The sequence below is a fragment of the Sulfuritalea sp. genome (assembly GCF_017302275.1).
In the GTDB taxonomy this organism is placed as follows: domain Bacteria; phylum Pseudomonadota; class Gammaproteobacteria; order Burkholderiales; family Rhodocyclaceae; genus Sulfuritalea.
The window spans coordinates 1-14,484 of the sequence record NZ_JAFLDR010000063.1; the positions used below are offsets into that span (position 1 = coordinate 1).

Annotated in this window: 15 protein-coding genes and 1 tRNA gene; all 16 read left to right on the top strand. The window is 62.0% G+C overall.

The genetic code is table 11. The features are described 5' to 3' along the window. Positions 1-201 precede the first annotated feature (201 nt). A complete protein-coding gene (tpiA, locus tag J0M27_RS20240; RefSeq protein WP_294996242.1) occupies positions 202-948 on the top strand; it encodes a triose-phosphate isomerase in 747 nt (248 codons plus the stop codon). A gap of 22 nt (positions 949-970) precedes the next feature. Next, positions 971-1,321, top strand: coding sequence for a preprotein translocase subunit SecG (gene secG / locus J0M27_RS20245; protein ID WP_294996201.1), 351 nt, complete (start codon positions 971-973; stop codon positions 1,319-1,321). A 96-nt stretch (positions 1,322-1,417) separates the two neighbouring features. Beyond that, positions 1,418-1,502 (top strand) — tRNA-Leu (locus tag J0M27_RS20250). A 113-nt stretch (positions 1,503-1,615) separates the two neighbouring features. After that, complete coding sequence (ndhC, locus tag J0M27_RS20255) at positions 1,616-1,990, top strand: NADH-quinone oxidoreductase subunit A (protein WP_294996204.1); 375 nt, start codon at positions 1,616-1,618, stop codon at positions 1,988-1,990. Positions 1,991-2,012: 22 nt separating this feature from the next. Then, entirely contained in the window at positions 2,013-2,489 is a 477-nt protein-coding gene (locus tag J0M27_RS20260) for an NADH-quinone oxidoreductase subunit B (RefSeq protein ID WP_294996207.1), read from the top strand. A gap of 9 nt (positions 2,490-2,498) precedes the next feature. Further along, positions 2,499-3,101 (top strand): NADH-quinone oxidoreductase subunit C, encoded by a 603-nt coding sequence (locus J0M27_RS20265; RefSeq protein WP_294996210.1) that lies wholly within the window; start codon positions 2,499-2,501, stop codon positions 3,099-3,101. Then, positions 3,094-4,347 (top strand): NADH-quinone oxidoreductase subunit D, encoded by a 1,254-nt coding sequence (locus J0M27_RS20270; RefSeq protein ID WP_294996213.1) that lies wholly within the window; start codon positions 3,094-3,096, stop codon positions 4,345-4,347. Before J0M27_RS20265 ends, J0M27_RS20270 begins: the two co-directional genes overlap by 8 nt. Before the next feature lie 5 nt (positions 4,348-4,352). After that, complete coding sequence (gene nuoE, locus J0M27_RS20275; protein WP_294996216.1) at positions 4,353-4,856, top strand: NADH-quinone oxidoreductase subunit NuoE; 504 nt, start codon at positions 4,353-4,355, stop codon at positions 4,854-4,856. Position 4,857: 1 nt separating this feature from the next. Then, complete coding sequence (gene nuoF, locus J0M27_RS20280) at positions 4,858-6,189, top strand: NADH-quinone oxidoreductase subunit NuoF (protein ID WP_294996219.1); 1,332 nt, start codon at positions 4,858-4,860, stop codon at positions 6,187-6,189. Then, the gene (nuoG, locus tag J0M27_RS20285; RefSeq protein WP_294996222.1) at positions 6,189-8,525 is read left to right on the top strand and encodes an NADH-quinone oxidoreductase subunit NuoG; all 2,337 of its coding nucleotides are present in this window, start codon (positions 6,189-6,191) and stop codon (positions 8,523-8,525) included. The genes nuoF and nuoG overlap by 1 nt, the downstream gene beginning before the upstream one ends. Further along, positions 8,525-9,610 (top strand): NADH-quinone oxidoreductase subunit NuoH, encoded by a 1,086-nt coding sequence (gene nuoH, locus J0M27_RS20290; protein WP_294996225.1) that lies wholly within the window; start codon positions 8,525-8,527, stop codon positions 9,608-9,610. Before nuoG ends, nuoH begins: the two co-directional genes overlap by 1 nt. Before the next feature lie 17 nt (positions 9,611-9,627). After that, the gene (nuoI, locus tag J0M27_RS20295; protein WP_294996228.1) at positions 9,628-10,113 is read left to right on the top strand and encodes an NADH-quinone oxidoreductase subunit NuoI; all 486 of its coding nucleotides are present in this window, start codon (positions 9,628-9,630) and stop codon (positions 10,111-10,113) included. 18 nt (positions 10,114-10,131) lie between these two features. Continuing rightward, the gene (locus J0M27_RS20300; protein WP_294996230.1) at positions 10,132-10,761 is read left to right on the top strand and encodes an NADH-quinone oxidoreductase subunit J; all 630 of its coding nucleotides are present in this window, start codon (positions 10,132-10,134) and stop codon (positions 10,759-10,761) included. Then, positions 10,758-11,063, top strand: a complete 306-nt coding sequence (gene nuoK, locus J0M27_RS20305) for an NADH-quinone oxidoreductase subunit NuoK (protein ID WP_294996233.1) — start codon at positions 10,758-10,760, stop codon at positions 11,061-11,063. Before J0M27_RS20300 ends, nuoK begins: the two co-directional genes overlap by 4 nt. A 12-nt stretch (positions 11,064-11,075) precedes the next feature. Continuing rightward, a complete protein-coding gene (gene nuoL, locus J0M27_RS20310) occupies positions 11,076-13,115 on the top strand; it encodes an NADH-quinone oxidoreductase subunit L (RefSeq protein ID WP_294996236.1) in 2,040 nt (679 codons plus the stop codon). Positions 13,116-13,160: 45 nt separating this feature from the next. Continuing rightward, a partial coding sequence (locus J0M27_RS20315; RefSeq protein WP_294996239.1) for an NADH-quinone oxidoreductase subunit M occupies positions 13,161-14,484 on the top strand: 1,324 nt, incomplete at its 3' end.

The following is a 14,484-nucleotide window of genomic DNA, read 5'->3' on the forward strand; positions in this document are numbered from 1 at the left end:
TCGAATCTCATCTTCCGGATCTCCTGTAGCACTTCCGTCCGTCTCATCTCGCACCCCCTTCAGGGCACTATGACGACCGGACAGATGGCGTGCTACAGAACCGGACAACTCATTAACTCCCAACACCACGTGGCCGCAGTCTGGCGTTTGAACAGCCCTGCCGCTATAATGGCAGGCTTCCTACCAATGATGGTTTTGATCATGCGCACCAAACTCGTTGCCGGAAACTGGAAAATGCATGGCAGCCTCGCTGCCAATCTCGGGCTGCTGCACGCGGTACGCGACGGCGCCGGTGGTGCCGCGGAAGTCGCACTGTGCGTGCCGTATCCCTATCTTGCGCAGGCCCAGGCAGCGCTCAACGGCAGCAAGGTCGCATGGGGCGCCCAGGACGTTTCCGAACATGCGCAGGGCGCCTGGACGGGAGAAGTCAGTGCCGCGATGCTTGCCGACTTTGCTTGTCGCTATGTTCTGGTCGGTCATTCCGAGCGGCGGTCGTTCTTCGGCGACACGGATGCGGTTGTTGCGGCCAAGTTCGTCGCCGCGAGGAAAGCCGGGCTTGTGCCGATTCTGTGCGTCGGGGAGTCGCTCGCCGAACGGGAAGCCGGAATCACCGGCGAGGTCGTGACGCGACAGATCGATGCCGTCCTTGGCGGGTGCGAAATCACCGACTTTGCCAAAGCCATTGTTGCTTACGAGCCGGTCTGGGCAATCGGGACCGGCCGTACCGCATCGCCGGAACAGGCGCAGGAGGTTCACGCCCTGATTCGCAGCCGTTTTGCGCGGGAAGATGCCGCGATCGCCGGCGGGTTGCGCATTCTCTACGGTGGCAGCGTCAAGGCCGGCAACGCGGCCGAACTGTTTGGCCAACCCGATATCGACGGTGGATTGATCGGCGGAGCATCCCTGGTGGCGGCGGATTTCCTCGCGATTTGCGCAGCCGCCGCCTGAGTACCGAATTCAAGAGGTCGTCATGGACATAGTGCATACCCTGCTGCTGACCCTGCATATCATTGCCGGGGTTGGCGTCATTGGCCTGGTGCTGTTGCAGCATGGAAAGGGCGCCGACATGGGCGCGGCGTTCGGCAGCGGCGCTTCGGGCAGCCTTTTCGGAGCTACCGGATCGGCGAATTTTCTTTCCCGTGCGACCGCTGTATTGGCGGCCGTCTTCTTTTTGACGAGCCTCGGGCTTTCCTATATCGCCAATTCCGCGCCCAGGGCATCGGGAAGCGTCATGGATTCGGCGCCGGCGCAGGCGATGCCCGCTATTCCCGACACGACGCCGTCGGCCCCTGATTCGAAAGCGAAAGACATTCCGAAATAGGTGTCGTCGCGGCAAATGGATAGATTTTTTTGTTGCAGTGCATGAGTGGCTCAATGGCTTGTTATATAATTTGCGCCGCTCGCGCTTAGCGCAATTGCCGACGTGGTGAAATTGGTAGACACGCTATCTTGAGGGGGTAGTGGCGAAAGCTGTGTGAGTTCGAGTCTCACCGTCGGCACCAGGTAATTTTTCGGGTAGTGGGCAGCAAAGGGTGGTTGAGTTCCGGTAATTCTGCGCGGTATTGCGGGCTGGCCGGTCATGTACAAATCGTGAAGAAGTGGCCGTGCCACCATAATGCTGGATAACTACTTCCCTGTCCTTGTCTTCATCCTGGTTGGCTTGGCTTTCGGCTGCGCTCCCATACTCCTCGGCTGGTTGATCGCGCCCAATCGCCCTGACAGCGAGAAGCTTTCCGCCTTCGAATGCGGATTTGCTCCGTTCGAGGATGCGCGGATGAAGTTCGATGTCCGCTACTACCTGATTGCCATCCTCTTCATCCTGTTCGACCTTGAGATCGCCTTCCTTTTCCCCTGGGCGACGATTTTCCAGGAGATCGTCAATACTCCGGCGGTGAAGCTCTTCGGCTTCATCGAAATGTTCGTGTTCATCGGCATCCTGGTGGTTGGTTACATCTACGCCTGGGCCAAAGGCGCGCTGGACTGGGAGTGAAAGAAACAATGGATACCCGCGCATGAGCATCGAAGGCGTTCTGCAGGAAGGTTTCGTCACCACGTCGCTGGACAAGATCATCAACTGGACCCGCACCGGTTCCATGTGGCCGATGACGTTCGGGCTGGCGTGTTGCGCCATCGAAATGATCCATGCCGGATGCTCGCGCTACGACCTCGACCGCTTCGGCATCGTGTTTCGGCCGAGCCCCCGGCAGTCCGACGTGATGATCGTCGCCGGCACGCTGACCAACAAGATGGCTCCGGCACTGCGCAAGGTCTACGACCAGATGGCCGAGCCGCGCTGGGTACTGTCGATGGGTTCCTGCGCCAACGGTGGCGGCTATTACCACTATTCGTATTCGGTGGTGCGTGGCGTCGATCGCATCGTCCCCGTAGACGTCTACGTGCCGGGCTGTCCTCCGACCGCCGAAGCACTGCTCTACGGTCTGATCCAGTTGCAAAGCAAGATCCGCCGCACCACCACCATTGCCCGCTGACCTGAACCCATGAGCGAGAAACTGGAACGACTTGGCCGGTTGTTGAAGGAAGTCTTTGGTGATCGCATTGGCGATCCCGTGCTGGCGCTGGGTGAATTGACCGTCGTTGTTCCATCGGCACACTATGCCGATGTGATGCGCCGCTTGCGTGACGAGCCCGTGTTCCGGTTCGAACAACTGATGGACCTTTCCGGAATCGATTACTCGGAGTACACCGGATATCAGGGGCCGCGCTACGCGGCGGTGAGTCAGCTGCTTTCGCTGGCCCACAACTGGCGACTGCGTGTCCGGGTGTTCGCTCCGGACGACGACTTCCCCGTCGTCGCGTCCGTGATGGACATCTGGAGCAGCGCCAACTGGTACGAGCGCGAAGCGTTCGACCTGTTCGGGATTCACTTCGAGGGCCATGTCGACCTGCGTCGCATCCTCACCGACTACGGCTTTGTCGGCCATCCATTCCGCAAGGACTTCCCGATCTCGGGTTATGTCGAGATGCGCTATGACCCGGAGCAGAAGCGCGTGATTTACCAGCCTGTGACCATCGAACCGCGTGAAGTGACGCCGCGCATCGTGCGCGAAGACTCGTACGGAAAAGGCGGCAGCCGTGGCTGACATCAAGAACTACACGCTCAATTTCGGTCCCCAGCATCCGGCTGCGCACGGCGTGCTGCGCCTGGTGCTTGAACTCGACGGCGAAGTCGTGGTACGTGCCGATCCGCACATCGGCCTGCTGCATCGTGGCACCGAGAAGCTCGCGGAAACCCGCACCTGGTTGCAGACATTGCCCTATATGGATCGCCTCGACTACACGTCGATGATTCCCAGCGAACACGCCTACTGCCTGGCGGTCGAACGCCTGCTGGGCATCGAGGTCCCGATCCGCGCCCAGTACATTCGCGTCATGTTCGACGAGATCACGCGGATCAAGAACCACCTGCTGAACATCGGTACGCATGCCCTGGACATCGGCGCCATGACCATGGTGCTGTACACCTTCCGTGAGCGCGAGGATCTCTTCGATATTCTGGAAGCGACCTGTGGCATCCGGATGCACCAGGCCTATTTCCGACCCGGCGGGGTCTATCGCGATCTGCCCGACCGGATGCCGAAGTACCAGGAAAACCGTTTCAAGAATGCGCAAACGGTGAAGGAGTTGAACGAGGCGCGCAACGGCACCCTGCTCGATTTCCTTGAGGATTTCACGAATCGTTTCCCGGTCTACCTCAACGAATACCACACGCTGCTGACCGACAACCGGATCTGGAAGCAGCGCACCGTCGGCATTGGCGTGGTCAGCCCCGAGCGCGCCCTGCAGCTCGGTTTCAGTGGCGCCATGCTGCGTGGTTCCGGCATCGAGTGGGATTTGCGCAAGAAGCAGCCGTACGAGGTTTATGACCGGATGGATTTCGACATTCCGGTGGGCGTCAACGGCGACACCTACGATCGCTATCTGGTGCGCATGGAAGAAATGGCCCAGGCCAATCGCATCATCAAGCAGTGCATAGCCTGGCTGCGCGCCAATCCCGGCCCCGTCATCTCCGACGACCACAAAGTGGCGCCGCCCTCCAGGGAAAGGATGAAGGGCAGCATGGAAGAGTTGATCCACCATTTCAAGCTGTTCTCCGAGGGGATGCACGTGCCTCCCGGCGAGGCCTATGTCGCGATCGAGCATCCGAAGGGCGAAATGGGCGTTTGGGCGGTGTCCGACGGCGCCAACAAGCCCTACCGCATCAAGCTGCATACGGCGGGAATTCCTCACCTGGCCGCAACCGATGAAATGTGCCGAGGCCACATGCTGGCCGATGCAACCGCCGTGATCGGAACCATCGACCTTGTCCTTGGCGACGTGGATAGATAGACCGCATGAATACGCAGAACACCATGTTGAGTCCCGAATTGAGCCCCGAGTCCCTGAAAAAGATCGATCGGGAGGTGGCCAAGTATCCCGCCGACCAGAAGCAGTCCGCCGTCATGGCGGCGCTGGTCATCGCCCAGGATGAAAAGGGCTGGCTGCCCAAGGAAACCATCGCTGCCGTTGCCACCTACCTCGGCATGGCACCCATGGCGGCCTACGAGGTGGCGAGCTTCTACAACATGTACGACCTGCATCCGGTCGGCAAGTACAAGATTACGGTGTGCACCAATCTGCCCTGCGCGCTGTCGGGTGGCGTCCATGCCGCGGACTACGTCAAGCATAAGCTCGGCGTCGACTTCAACGAGACCACCGCCGACGGCAAGTTCACCCTCAAGGAAGGCGAGTGCATGGGCGCCTGCGGCGATGCGCCAGTGATGTTGGTGAACAACAAGCGCATGTGCAGCTTCATGTTGCCCGAGCAGATCGACGCGCTGCTGGCTGAATGCAAATAACATGGCACTGATCGACACCATCAATCCACTGCTGACCACCGGCTGGGCCAAGGGCGACGCTGGCTGGAGCCTCAAGGACTACGAGGCCCGTGGCGGTTACAAACAGTTGCGCCGCGTGCTCGAAAGCAAGATGAGCCAGGACGACCTGATCGCCGAGGTCAAGAAGTCGGTGCTGCGCGGACGCGGCGGTGCGGGATTTCCCACTGGCCTGAAGTGGAGCTTCATGCCCAAGGCGGCGCCGGTGAAATACGTCGTCTGCAACACCGACGAAGGCGAACCCGGAACCTTCAAGGATCGCGACCTGATGCGCTTCGATCCGCACTCGGTGATCGAAGGCATGATCATCGCCGGCTATGCGGTGGGTGCCAAGGCAGGCTACAACTACATCCACGGCGAAATCTTCGAGACCTACCAGCGCTTCGAGGAAGCACTCGACCAGGCCCGCGCCGCCGGTTACCTGGGCGACAACATCCTCGGTTCCGGATTCAGCTTCGATCTTTTCGCACACCACGGCTGGGGCGCCTACATCTGCGGCGAGGAAACCGGCCTGCTCGAATCCATCGAGGGCAAGAAGGGCCAGCCGCGCTTCAAGCCGCCCTTTCCGGCGAATTTCGGCCTCTATGGCAAGCCGACCACGATCAACAACACCGAAACCTTTGCCGCGATTCCCTTCATCCTTGGCATGGGCGGCGAGGCCTACCTCAACCTGGGCAAGCCCAACAACGGCGGCACCAAGCTGTTCTCGGTTTCAGGCCACGTCAATCGTCCCGGCAACTTCGAGGTTCCGATGGGCACGCCCTTCGCCAAGCTGCTCGAGATGGCCGGCGGCATGCGCGGCGGACGAAAGCTCAAGGCGGTGATCCCGGGCGGTTCCTCCGCTCCGGTGCTACCAGGCGATGTCATCATGGACTGCACCATGGATTACGATTCGATCGCCAAGGCCGGCTCCATGCTCGGTTCCGGCGCCGTGATCGTCATGGATGAGACGGTGTGCATGGTCAAGGCGCTGGAGCGCCTGTCCTACTTCTACTACGAAGAGTCCTGTGGTCAGTGCACGCCCTGCCGCGAAGGCAGCGGTTGGCTCTACCGCGTCGTGCATCGCATCGAGCATGGCGAAGGCCGCCCCGAGGACCTCGACCTGCTGAATCGCGTCACCGACAACATGATGGGCAAAACCATTTGCGCGCTCGCCGATGCCGCCGCCTTCCCGGTGCGCAGCTTCATCAAGCATTTCCAGGGCGAGTTCGAGTACCACATCGAGAACAAGAAGTGCCTGGTCGATCCCGAAGTGCAGAGGATGGGCAGCGGCTTCTTCAAGGCGGGGAACGTCTGATGGTCGAAATCGAAATCGACGGCAAGACCCTGCAGGTCGAGGACGGCAGCACCGTCATCGAGGCGGCGCACAAGCTGGGCACCTACATCCCGCACTTCTGCTACCACAAGAAACTTTCCATCGCGGCCAACTGCCGCATGTGCCTGGTGCAGGTGGAAAAGGCGCCGAAGCCGATGCCGGCCTGCGCCACCACCGTCACCAATGGCATGAAGGTATTCACGCATTCCGATCTGGCCGTCAAGGCGCAGAAGGCGGTGATGGAGTTCCTGCTGATCAACCACCCGCTGGACTGCCCGATTTGCGACCAGGGCGGCGAGTGCCAATTGCAGGACCTCGCGGTCGGCTATGGTGAGTCAGCCTCGAAGTACGAAGAGGAGAAGCGCGTCGTACCGGACAAGGATCTCGGTCCGCTGGTGGCGACCGACATGACCCGCTGCATCAACTGCACGCGCTGCGTCCGCTTCACCGCCGAAATTGCCGGCTTCCAGGAACTCGGCCAGTCCTACCGCGGCGAGCGCGCGGAAGTCATGCCTTTCATCGGCAAGACCGTGGATACCGAACTCTCCGGCAACATCATTGACCTCTGCCCGGTCGGTGCCCTGACCTCCAAGCCCTTCCGCTTCTCGGCCCGTACCTGGGAACTCTCGCGACGCAAGTCGGTGAGTCCGCATGACGGACTGGGCAGCAACCTGATCGTGCAGACCAAGCACGACAAGGTGCTGCGCGTGCTGCCCTTGGAAAACGAAGACATCAACGAGTGCTGGCTTTCGGACAAGGAGCGGTTCTCCTACCAGGGCCTGGGTTCCGCCGACCGGCTGACCAAGCCCATGGTGAAGCAGGGCGGTGAATGGAAAGAGGTCGACTGGAACGTCGCTCTCGATTACGCCGCGCACGCGCTGCGCGACGTGGCCACGACCCATGGCGGCGCGGCGATCGGTGGCCTGTTGAGCCCGCATTCGACGGTGGAAGAACTCTATCTCGCGCAGAAGCTGCTGCGCGGACTCGGTAGCGATAGCGTCGATTTCCGCCTGCGTCAAAGTGATTTTTCGGCCGATGGCAAGCGTGCCGGCATACCTTCGCTGGGCATGAAGATCGCCGACATCAGCGGCCTTGACCGCGTCCTGGTGGTCGGCTCCTTCCTGCGCAAGGACCACCCGCTGATTGCCCAGCGCCTGCGCCAGTCCGCCAAGAAGGGTGCGCAAGTCTGCATCCTGCACAGCGCGAACGACGAGCTGCTTATCAACCTGACCGCGCGGGCCGTCGCTGCGCCATCGCAACTGCCGGCCTTGCTCGCCCAGGTCGTCAAGGCCGTGTGTGCGCTCAAGGGCGCAAGTGCCGATGCCGCGCTATCCGCCCTCACCGTCTCGGCCGAAGCGCAGGCGATCGCCCAGAGCCTGGCTTCGGGCAGCAATACGGCCGTCCTGCTCGGCAACTTCGCGCAGCAGCATCCCCAGGCGGCCACCCTGCAGGCGCTGGCCGGCCAATTGGCGAAGGCGCTCGGCGGCAAGTTCGGCTTCCTCGGCGAGGCCGCGAACAGCGTCGGTGGCTATGTGGCCAAGGCGGTTCCTTCCGGCAGTGGCCTGAATGCGGCGGCGATGCTCAAGGATTCGCGCCAAGCCTATGTCGTCCTTGGCGCCGAGCCCGAACTCGATTGCGCCGATGGCGCGCTGGCGCTGGCCGCGCTGAAAAAGTCCGCCGTCACCGTCGTCCTGACCCCCTTCAAGTCGCCGGCCATGCTCGATTACGCCGCCGTCCTGCTGCCCGTAGCGCCCTTCTCCGAAACCTCGGGTAGCTTCGTCAATACCGAAGGCCGCGTGCAGAGCTTCTATGCCGCCGCGAAGCCCCTGGGCGAAGCCCGTCCGGGATGGAAGGTGCTGCGCGTGCTGGGCAACCTGCTGGCCATCAACGGTTTCGAATTCAATAGCAGCGAAGATGTGCGCAGCGAAGCGCTTGGCGCCCAGGCCGAATTCGTCTCCGGCCTCGACAACGGTCTCGAGGGCGTGAGACTCGATCTATCGGCGGCCGGCGGCGCTGTCGAGCGCGTTGCCGACGTACCGATCCATTTCGCCGATGCACTTGTGCGGCGTGCACCTGCGCTGCAGAAGGCCGCCGATTCCGCAGTACCGACGGCACGCATGAATTCGGCGATGCTCAAGAAGTTCGGCCTTGACGCAGGTCAGCTTGCAAAAGTCGGCGCTGGCGGCACGGCGAAAGCAAACCTTGTGGCACAACTCGACGCCGGTCTGCCCGATGGTGTGGTGCGTATCTCCGCGGCCCACGCCACCACCCTCGCGCTGGGACCGATGTCTGCCGTTCTGAGCGTGGAGAAGGCGTGATGGAAGCCACCGTCCTCAATCTTCTCGCCTCGGTCCTCGGCTCCCTTTGGGCTCCGCTGTGGAACCTGATCAAGCCGCTCTGGCCCCTGATCTGGACGTTGGTCAAGATCGTCCTGATCATGGCGCCATTGCTGCTGTGCGTGGCCTATCTTACGTTCTGGGAACGCAAGGTCATCGGCTGGATGCAGGTTCGCATCGGCCCCAACCGTGTCGGCCCCTGGGGTCTTCTGCAACCGATCGCTGACGGCCTCAAGCTGTTCTTCAAGGAAGTCCTCTTCCCGGCCGCCGCCGACAAGAAGCTGTTCGTGCTCGGCCCCATCATGGCCATCGCACCCGCGCTTGCACTGTGGGCGGTAATCCCGTTTTCCTCCGGCTGGGTGCTGGCCAATGTCGATGCGGGCGTGCTCTACCTGCTGGCGGTTGGTTCGATCGGCGTCTACGGCATCATCGTCGCCGGCTGGGCCTCGAACTCCAAGTACCCGTTCTTCGGCGCCATGCGTGCCTCAGCCCAGATGATTTCCTACGAAGTCTCGATGGGCCTCGCCCTGATCACCGTGCTGATGGTGTCCAACAGCCTCAACTTGAGCGACATCGTGATGGCGCAGGACAAGGGGCGTGCCGCCGGCATGGGCCTTGGCTTCCTGTCCTGGAACTGGCTGCCGCTGCTGCCGATGTTCGCGGTCTACCTGATTTCCGGCGTGGCCGAGACCAATCGCGCGCCGTTCGACGTGGTCGAAGGCGAGTCGGAAATCGTCGCCGGACACATGGTCGAGTATTCCGGCATGGCCTTCGCGATGTTCTTCCTCGCCGAATACGCCAACATGATCCTGATCTCGGCCATGACGTCGATCTTCTTCCTCGGCGGCTGGCTGTCTCCCGTGGGTTTCATTCCGGACGGATTCCACTGGATGGCGGCGAAGATGGCCGCGATCCTGTTCTTCTTCCTCTGGATTCGCGCCACCTTCCCGCGTTATCGCTATGACCAGCTCATGCGCCTGGGCTGGAAGGTCTTCGTGCCGCTGACGCTGGTCTGGATCCTGGTGGTCGGGGTCTGGATGATGTCGCCGCTGACGATCTGGAAATAGGGCCGGGAGAACTCGACATGGGTGCAAAAGACTTCATCGGCAGCTTGTTCCTCAAGGAGCTGTTCAAGGGCATGGCGGTAACCGGCCGCTACATGTTCGCGCGCAAGATCACCGTGCAGTACCCGGATGAAAAGACGCCGCAGAGCAACCGTTTCCGCGGCCTGCACGCGTTGCGACGGTACCCGAACGGCGAAGAGCGCTGCATCGCCTGCAAGCTGTGCGAGGCGGTCTGTCCCGCGCTGGCAATCACCATCGAGTCGGCCGAGCGCGACGACGGCAGCAGGCGTACCACGCGCTACGACATCGACCTGACCAAGTGCATTTTCTGCGGGTTCTGCGAGGAGGCCTGCCCGGTCGATGCCATCGTGCAGACCCGGATCTTCGAATATCACGGCGAAGCGCGCGGCGACCTTTACTACACCAAGCAGATGCTGCTGGCCGTGGGCGACCGCAACGAAGCGCAGATCGCTGCCGATCGCGCCCAGGATGCCCCTTACCGCTGACGCCACGCCAATCCAGCCATGGAATTCAAGACTATCCTCTTCTACCTCTTCTCCACGGTGACAGTGCTCGCCGCGCTGCGCGTGATCACCGCGCGCAATCCGGTGCATGCGGCCCTGTTCCTGGTGCTGGCCTTCTTCAACGTGTCCGGGCTGTGGATGCTGCTGCAGGCGGAATTCCTCTCGCTGGTGCTGATCATGGTCTATGTCGGCGCGGTGATGGTGCTCTTCCTCTTCGTGGTGATGATGCTCGACATCAACATCGAGCGCGTCCGCCAGGGGTTCTGGAAAAACCTGCCGATCGGCGCCCTGGTCGGCGCCCTTTTGATCGCCGAGATGGCGGCAGTGCTGTCCGGTCGCTATTTCGGTCTCGCCAACCTGCCGGCGCAGAACATGCCGGCCAACCACAGCAACACCAAGGAACTGGCGCGGGTGCTCTACACCGACTACGCCTATCCGTTTGAAATTGCGTCCGTCATCCTGTTGGTGGCGATCATCGTCGCCGTCATGCTGACGCTGCGCCGCCGCAAGGACAACAAGGCGATGCAGGCTTCCGACCAGATCGCGGTCAAGGCCAAGGACCGCATGCGCCTGGTCAAGATGGCGCCCGAAGTCGATCTGCCGGCGGCGAAGCAAGGGGAAAAGGCATGATCTCTCTGTCGCACTACCTTATCCTGGCGGCGATCCTGTTCGCCATCAGCATCGTCGGCATCTTCCTCAACCGCAAGAACCTGATCGTGCTGCTGATGGCCATCGAGCTGATGCTGCTGGCCGTGAATCTGAATTTTGTCGCGTTCTCGCATTACCTCAACGATCTTTCGGGCCAGCTCTTCGTGTTTTTCATCCTCGTCGTGGCAGCCGCCGAGTCGGGTATCGGTCTCGCCATCCTGGTGGTGCTGTTCCGCAACCTGTCCTCCATCGATGTCGAGGATCTCGACAGTCTGAAGGGCTGAGGGGCAATGGGAATGAAGACACTTTATCTGATGGTCCCCCTGGCGCCGCTGGTCGGCGCCATCCTGGCGGGCTTCTTCGGCAACCTGCTGGGCCGTGCCGGCGCGCACACCGTCACCTCGATCGGCGTCGCGATCTCCTTCGTCATTTCGGTGATCATCTTCCGGGACGTCCAGGCCGGCCACACCTTCAACGGCACCGTGTACCAGTGGATGGAATCGGGCGGCCTCAAGCTCGAAGTCGGCTTCCTGATCGACCAGCTGACCGTGCTGATGATGCTGGTGGTGACCTTCGTTTCACTGATGGTGCACATCTACACCATCGGCTACATGGCGCACGACGAGGACAACTGGCCCCAGGGCAGCAAGGCCGGCACCAACAGCTATCAGCGCTTCTTCAGCTACATCTCGCTGTTCACCTTCTCGATGCTGATGCTCGTCATGAGCAACAACTTCGTCCAGCTGTTCTTCGGCTGGGAAGCGGTGGGCCTCGTGTCCTACCTGCTGATCGGTTTCTGGTCGGTGCGCCCGACGGCGATCTACGCCAACCTGAAGGCCTTCCTGGTCAATCGCGTCGGCGACTTCGGCTTCCTGCTCGGCATCGGCCTGATCGCTGCCTATGCCGGTAGCCTCGACTACGCCGAAGTCTTCGCCAAGCGCAATGAACTGGCGGCGCTGACCGAGGCCGTCACCGGCTGGCCGTTGATCACCGCCGTCTGCATCTGCCTGTTCATCGGCGCCATGGGCAAGTCGGCGCAGTTCCCGCTGCATGTCTGGCTGCCCGACTCGATGGAAGGCCCGACCCCGATTTCCGCGCTGATCCATGCCGCGACCATGGTCACGGCCGGCATCTTCATGGTCTCGCGCATGTCGCCGCTGTTCGAGCTGTCCGACACCGCGCTGTCCTTCGTCATCGTCGTCGGTGCCATCACCACCCTGTTCATGGCCCTGGTCGCCATCGTCCAGACCGACGTCAAGCGCGTCGTCGCCTACTCGACGCTGTCGCAACTCGGCTACATGACCATGGCGCTGGGCGCCTCGGCCTACTCGGTGGCAATCTTCCACCTGATGACCCACGCCTTCTTCAAGGCCGTACTGTTCCTCGGCGCCGGTTCGGTGATCATCGCCATGCACCACGAGCAGGACATGCGCAAGATGGGCGGCCTGCGCAAGTACATGCCGATCACTTACGCCACCATGCTGATCGGCGCCATCGCCAACGCCGGCCTGCCGCCGTTCGCGGGGTTCTTCTCCAAGGATTCAATCATCGAGGCGGTGCACCTCGCCAATGTGCCCGGTGCCGGATTCGCCTACTTCTGCGCCCTGGCCGCGGTATTTGTCGGCGGCCTGTATTCCTTCCGCCTGATCTTCTTCACCTTCCACGGCGAAGAGCGCTTCCGCAAGGCTGCGGAGCACCATGGCGACCATGGCCACGACCACGACGCCCACCATGACGCGCACGACGACCACGGCCATCATGGCCCGGTCGAGCCGCACGAGTCGCCCAGGGTCGTCACGCTGCCGCTGATCCTGCTGGCGATTCCCGCCATCGCCTCGGGCTGGCTGATCGGCACCATCCTTTATGGCAACTGGTTCGGCAACGCGATCACCATTGCCGAAGTGCACAAGGGCATGGCCACCATGGCCCACGAGTTCCATGGCATTTTCGGCATGATGGCCCACGGCGTCACCACGCTGCCTTTCTGGCTCGCCGTCGGCGGCGCCGCCACGGCCTGGTACCTCTACATCGTCCGTCCCGACCTGCCGGCGGTGATCAAGCAGAAGCTCGCGTTCCCGGCCATGATCCTCGAAGAGAAGTACGGCTTCGACCGCTTCAACGACTGGTTCTTCGCCGGCGGTTCGCGGCTGCTCGGTCGCGGCCTGTGGAAAGCCGGCGACCAGGTCCTGATCGACGGCGTCATGGTGAATGGTTCCGCCGGCGCCGTGGGCTGGTTCTCCGCGCTGGTCGGCATGATCCAGTCCGGGCGCATCTATCGCTACGCGCTCGGGATGATTTTCGGCGTGGTCGCACTTCTGTCGCTTTGGAGGGCCTGAAGCAGGAGCGCGCTCCCGCACACGGCCTGATGGAATGAATATCCGATGAATTCGCAACTCCTGAGTCTCGCAATCTGGGTCCCCATCCTCGGCGCGCTGCCGGTGTTCTGGATCGGCTCGGAACGTCGCGCGCTGGTGCGCTGGCTGTCGCTGCTGGTGGCGGTTGCCGGTTTCCTCGTGACGATCCCGCTCTACACCGGCTTCGACGCGGCCCAGGCCGGCATGCAGTTCGTCGAAAAGACGCCCTGGATCACCCGCTTCAATGTCCAGTACTTCCTCGGCGTTGACGGCATTTCCATGCCCTTCATCCTGCTCAACAGCCTGATCACGGTGTTCGTGGTGCTGGCCGGCTGGGAAGTCATCGAGGAAAAGCAGGCTCAGTACATGGGCGCCTTCCTGGTCATGTCCGGCCTCATGAACGGCATCTTCAGCGCGCTCGACGGCATCCTGTTTTACGTGTTCTTCGAAGCCTCGCTGATTCCGATGTACATCATCATCGGCGTCTGGGGCGGCCCCAACCGCGTCTATGCGGCCTTCAAGTTCTTCCTCTACACGCTGCTCGGCTCGCTGCTGATGCTGGTTGCCCTGATCTGGCTGTTCCTCGAGGCCGGCGGCAGCTTCAACATCCTCGACTGGCACAAGATGCATATCGGCATGGCGGCCCAGATCCTGATCTTCATCGCCTTCCTGCTCTCCTTCGCCGTCAAGGTGCCGATGTGGCCGGTACACACCTGGTTGCCCGACGCGCACGTCGAGGCGCCGACCGGCGGTTCCGTCGTGCTGGCGGCCATCGCGCTGAAGCTCGGCGCCTACGGTTTCGTCCGGTTCTCGCTGCCGATCGTGCCCGACGCCAGCCATCACCTGGCGCCGATGATGATCGCGCTGTCGCTGATCGCGGTCGTCTACATCGGCTTCGTCGCGCTGGTGCAGACCGACATGAAGAAGCTGATCGCCTATTCGTCGATCTCGCACATGGGTTTCGTCACCCTCGGCTTCTTCATCTTCAATGCCATCGGTGTCGAGGGCGCGCTGGTGCAGATGATTTCGCACGGCTTCATCTCGGCCGCGATGTTCCTTTGCGTCGGCGTCATGTACGACCGCATGCATTCGCGCCAGATCGCGGATTACGGCGGCGTGGTGCACACCATGCCCAGGTTCGCCGGGCTGTTCGTCTTCTTCGCCATGGCCAATTCGGGGCTGCCGGCCACTTCCGGCTTCGTCGGTGAGTTCATGGTCATCCTCGGCGCCATCAAGGCCAATTTCTGGATGGGTTTCGCCGCCGCCACGACGCTGATCCTCGGCGCCGCCTACACGCTGTGGATGATCAAGCGCGTGGTCTTCGGCCCGGTCGGCAACCCGCACGTCGCCG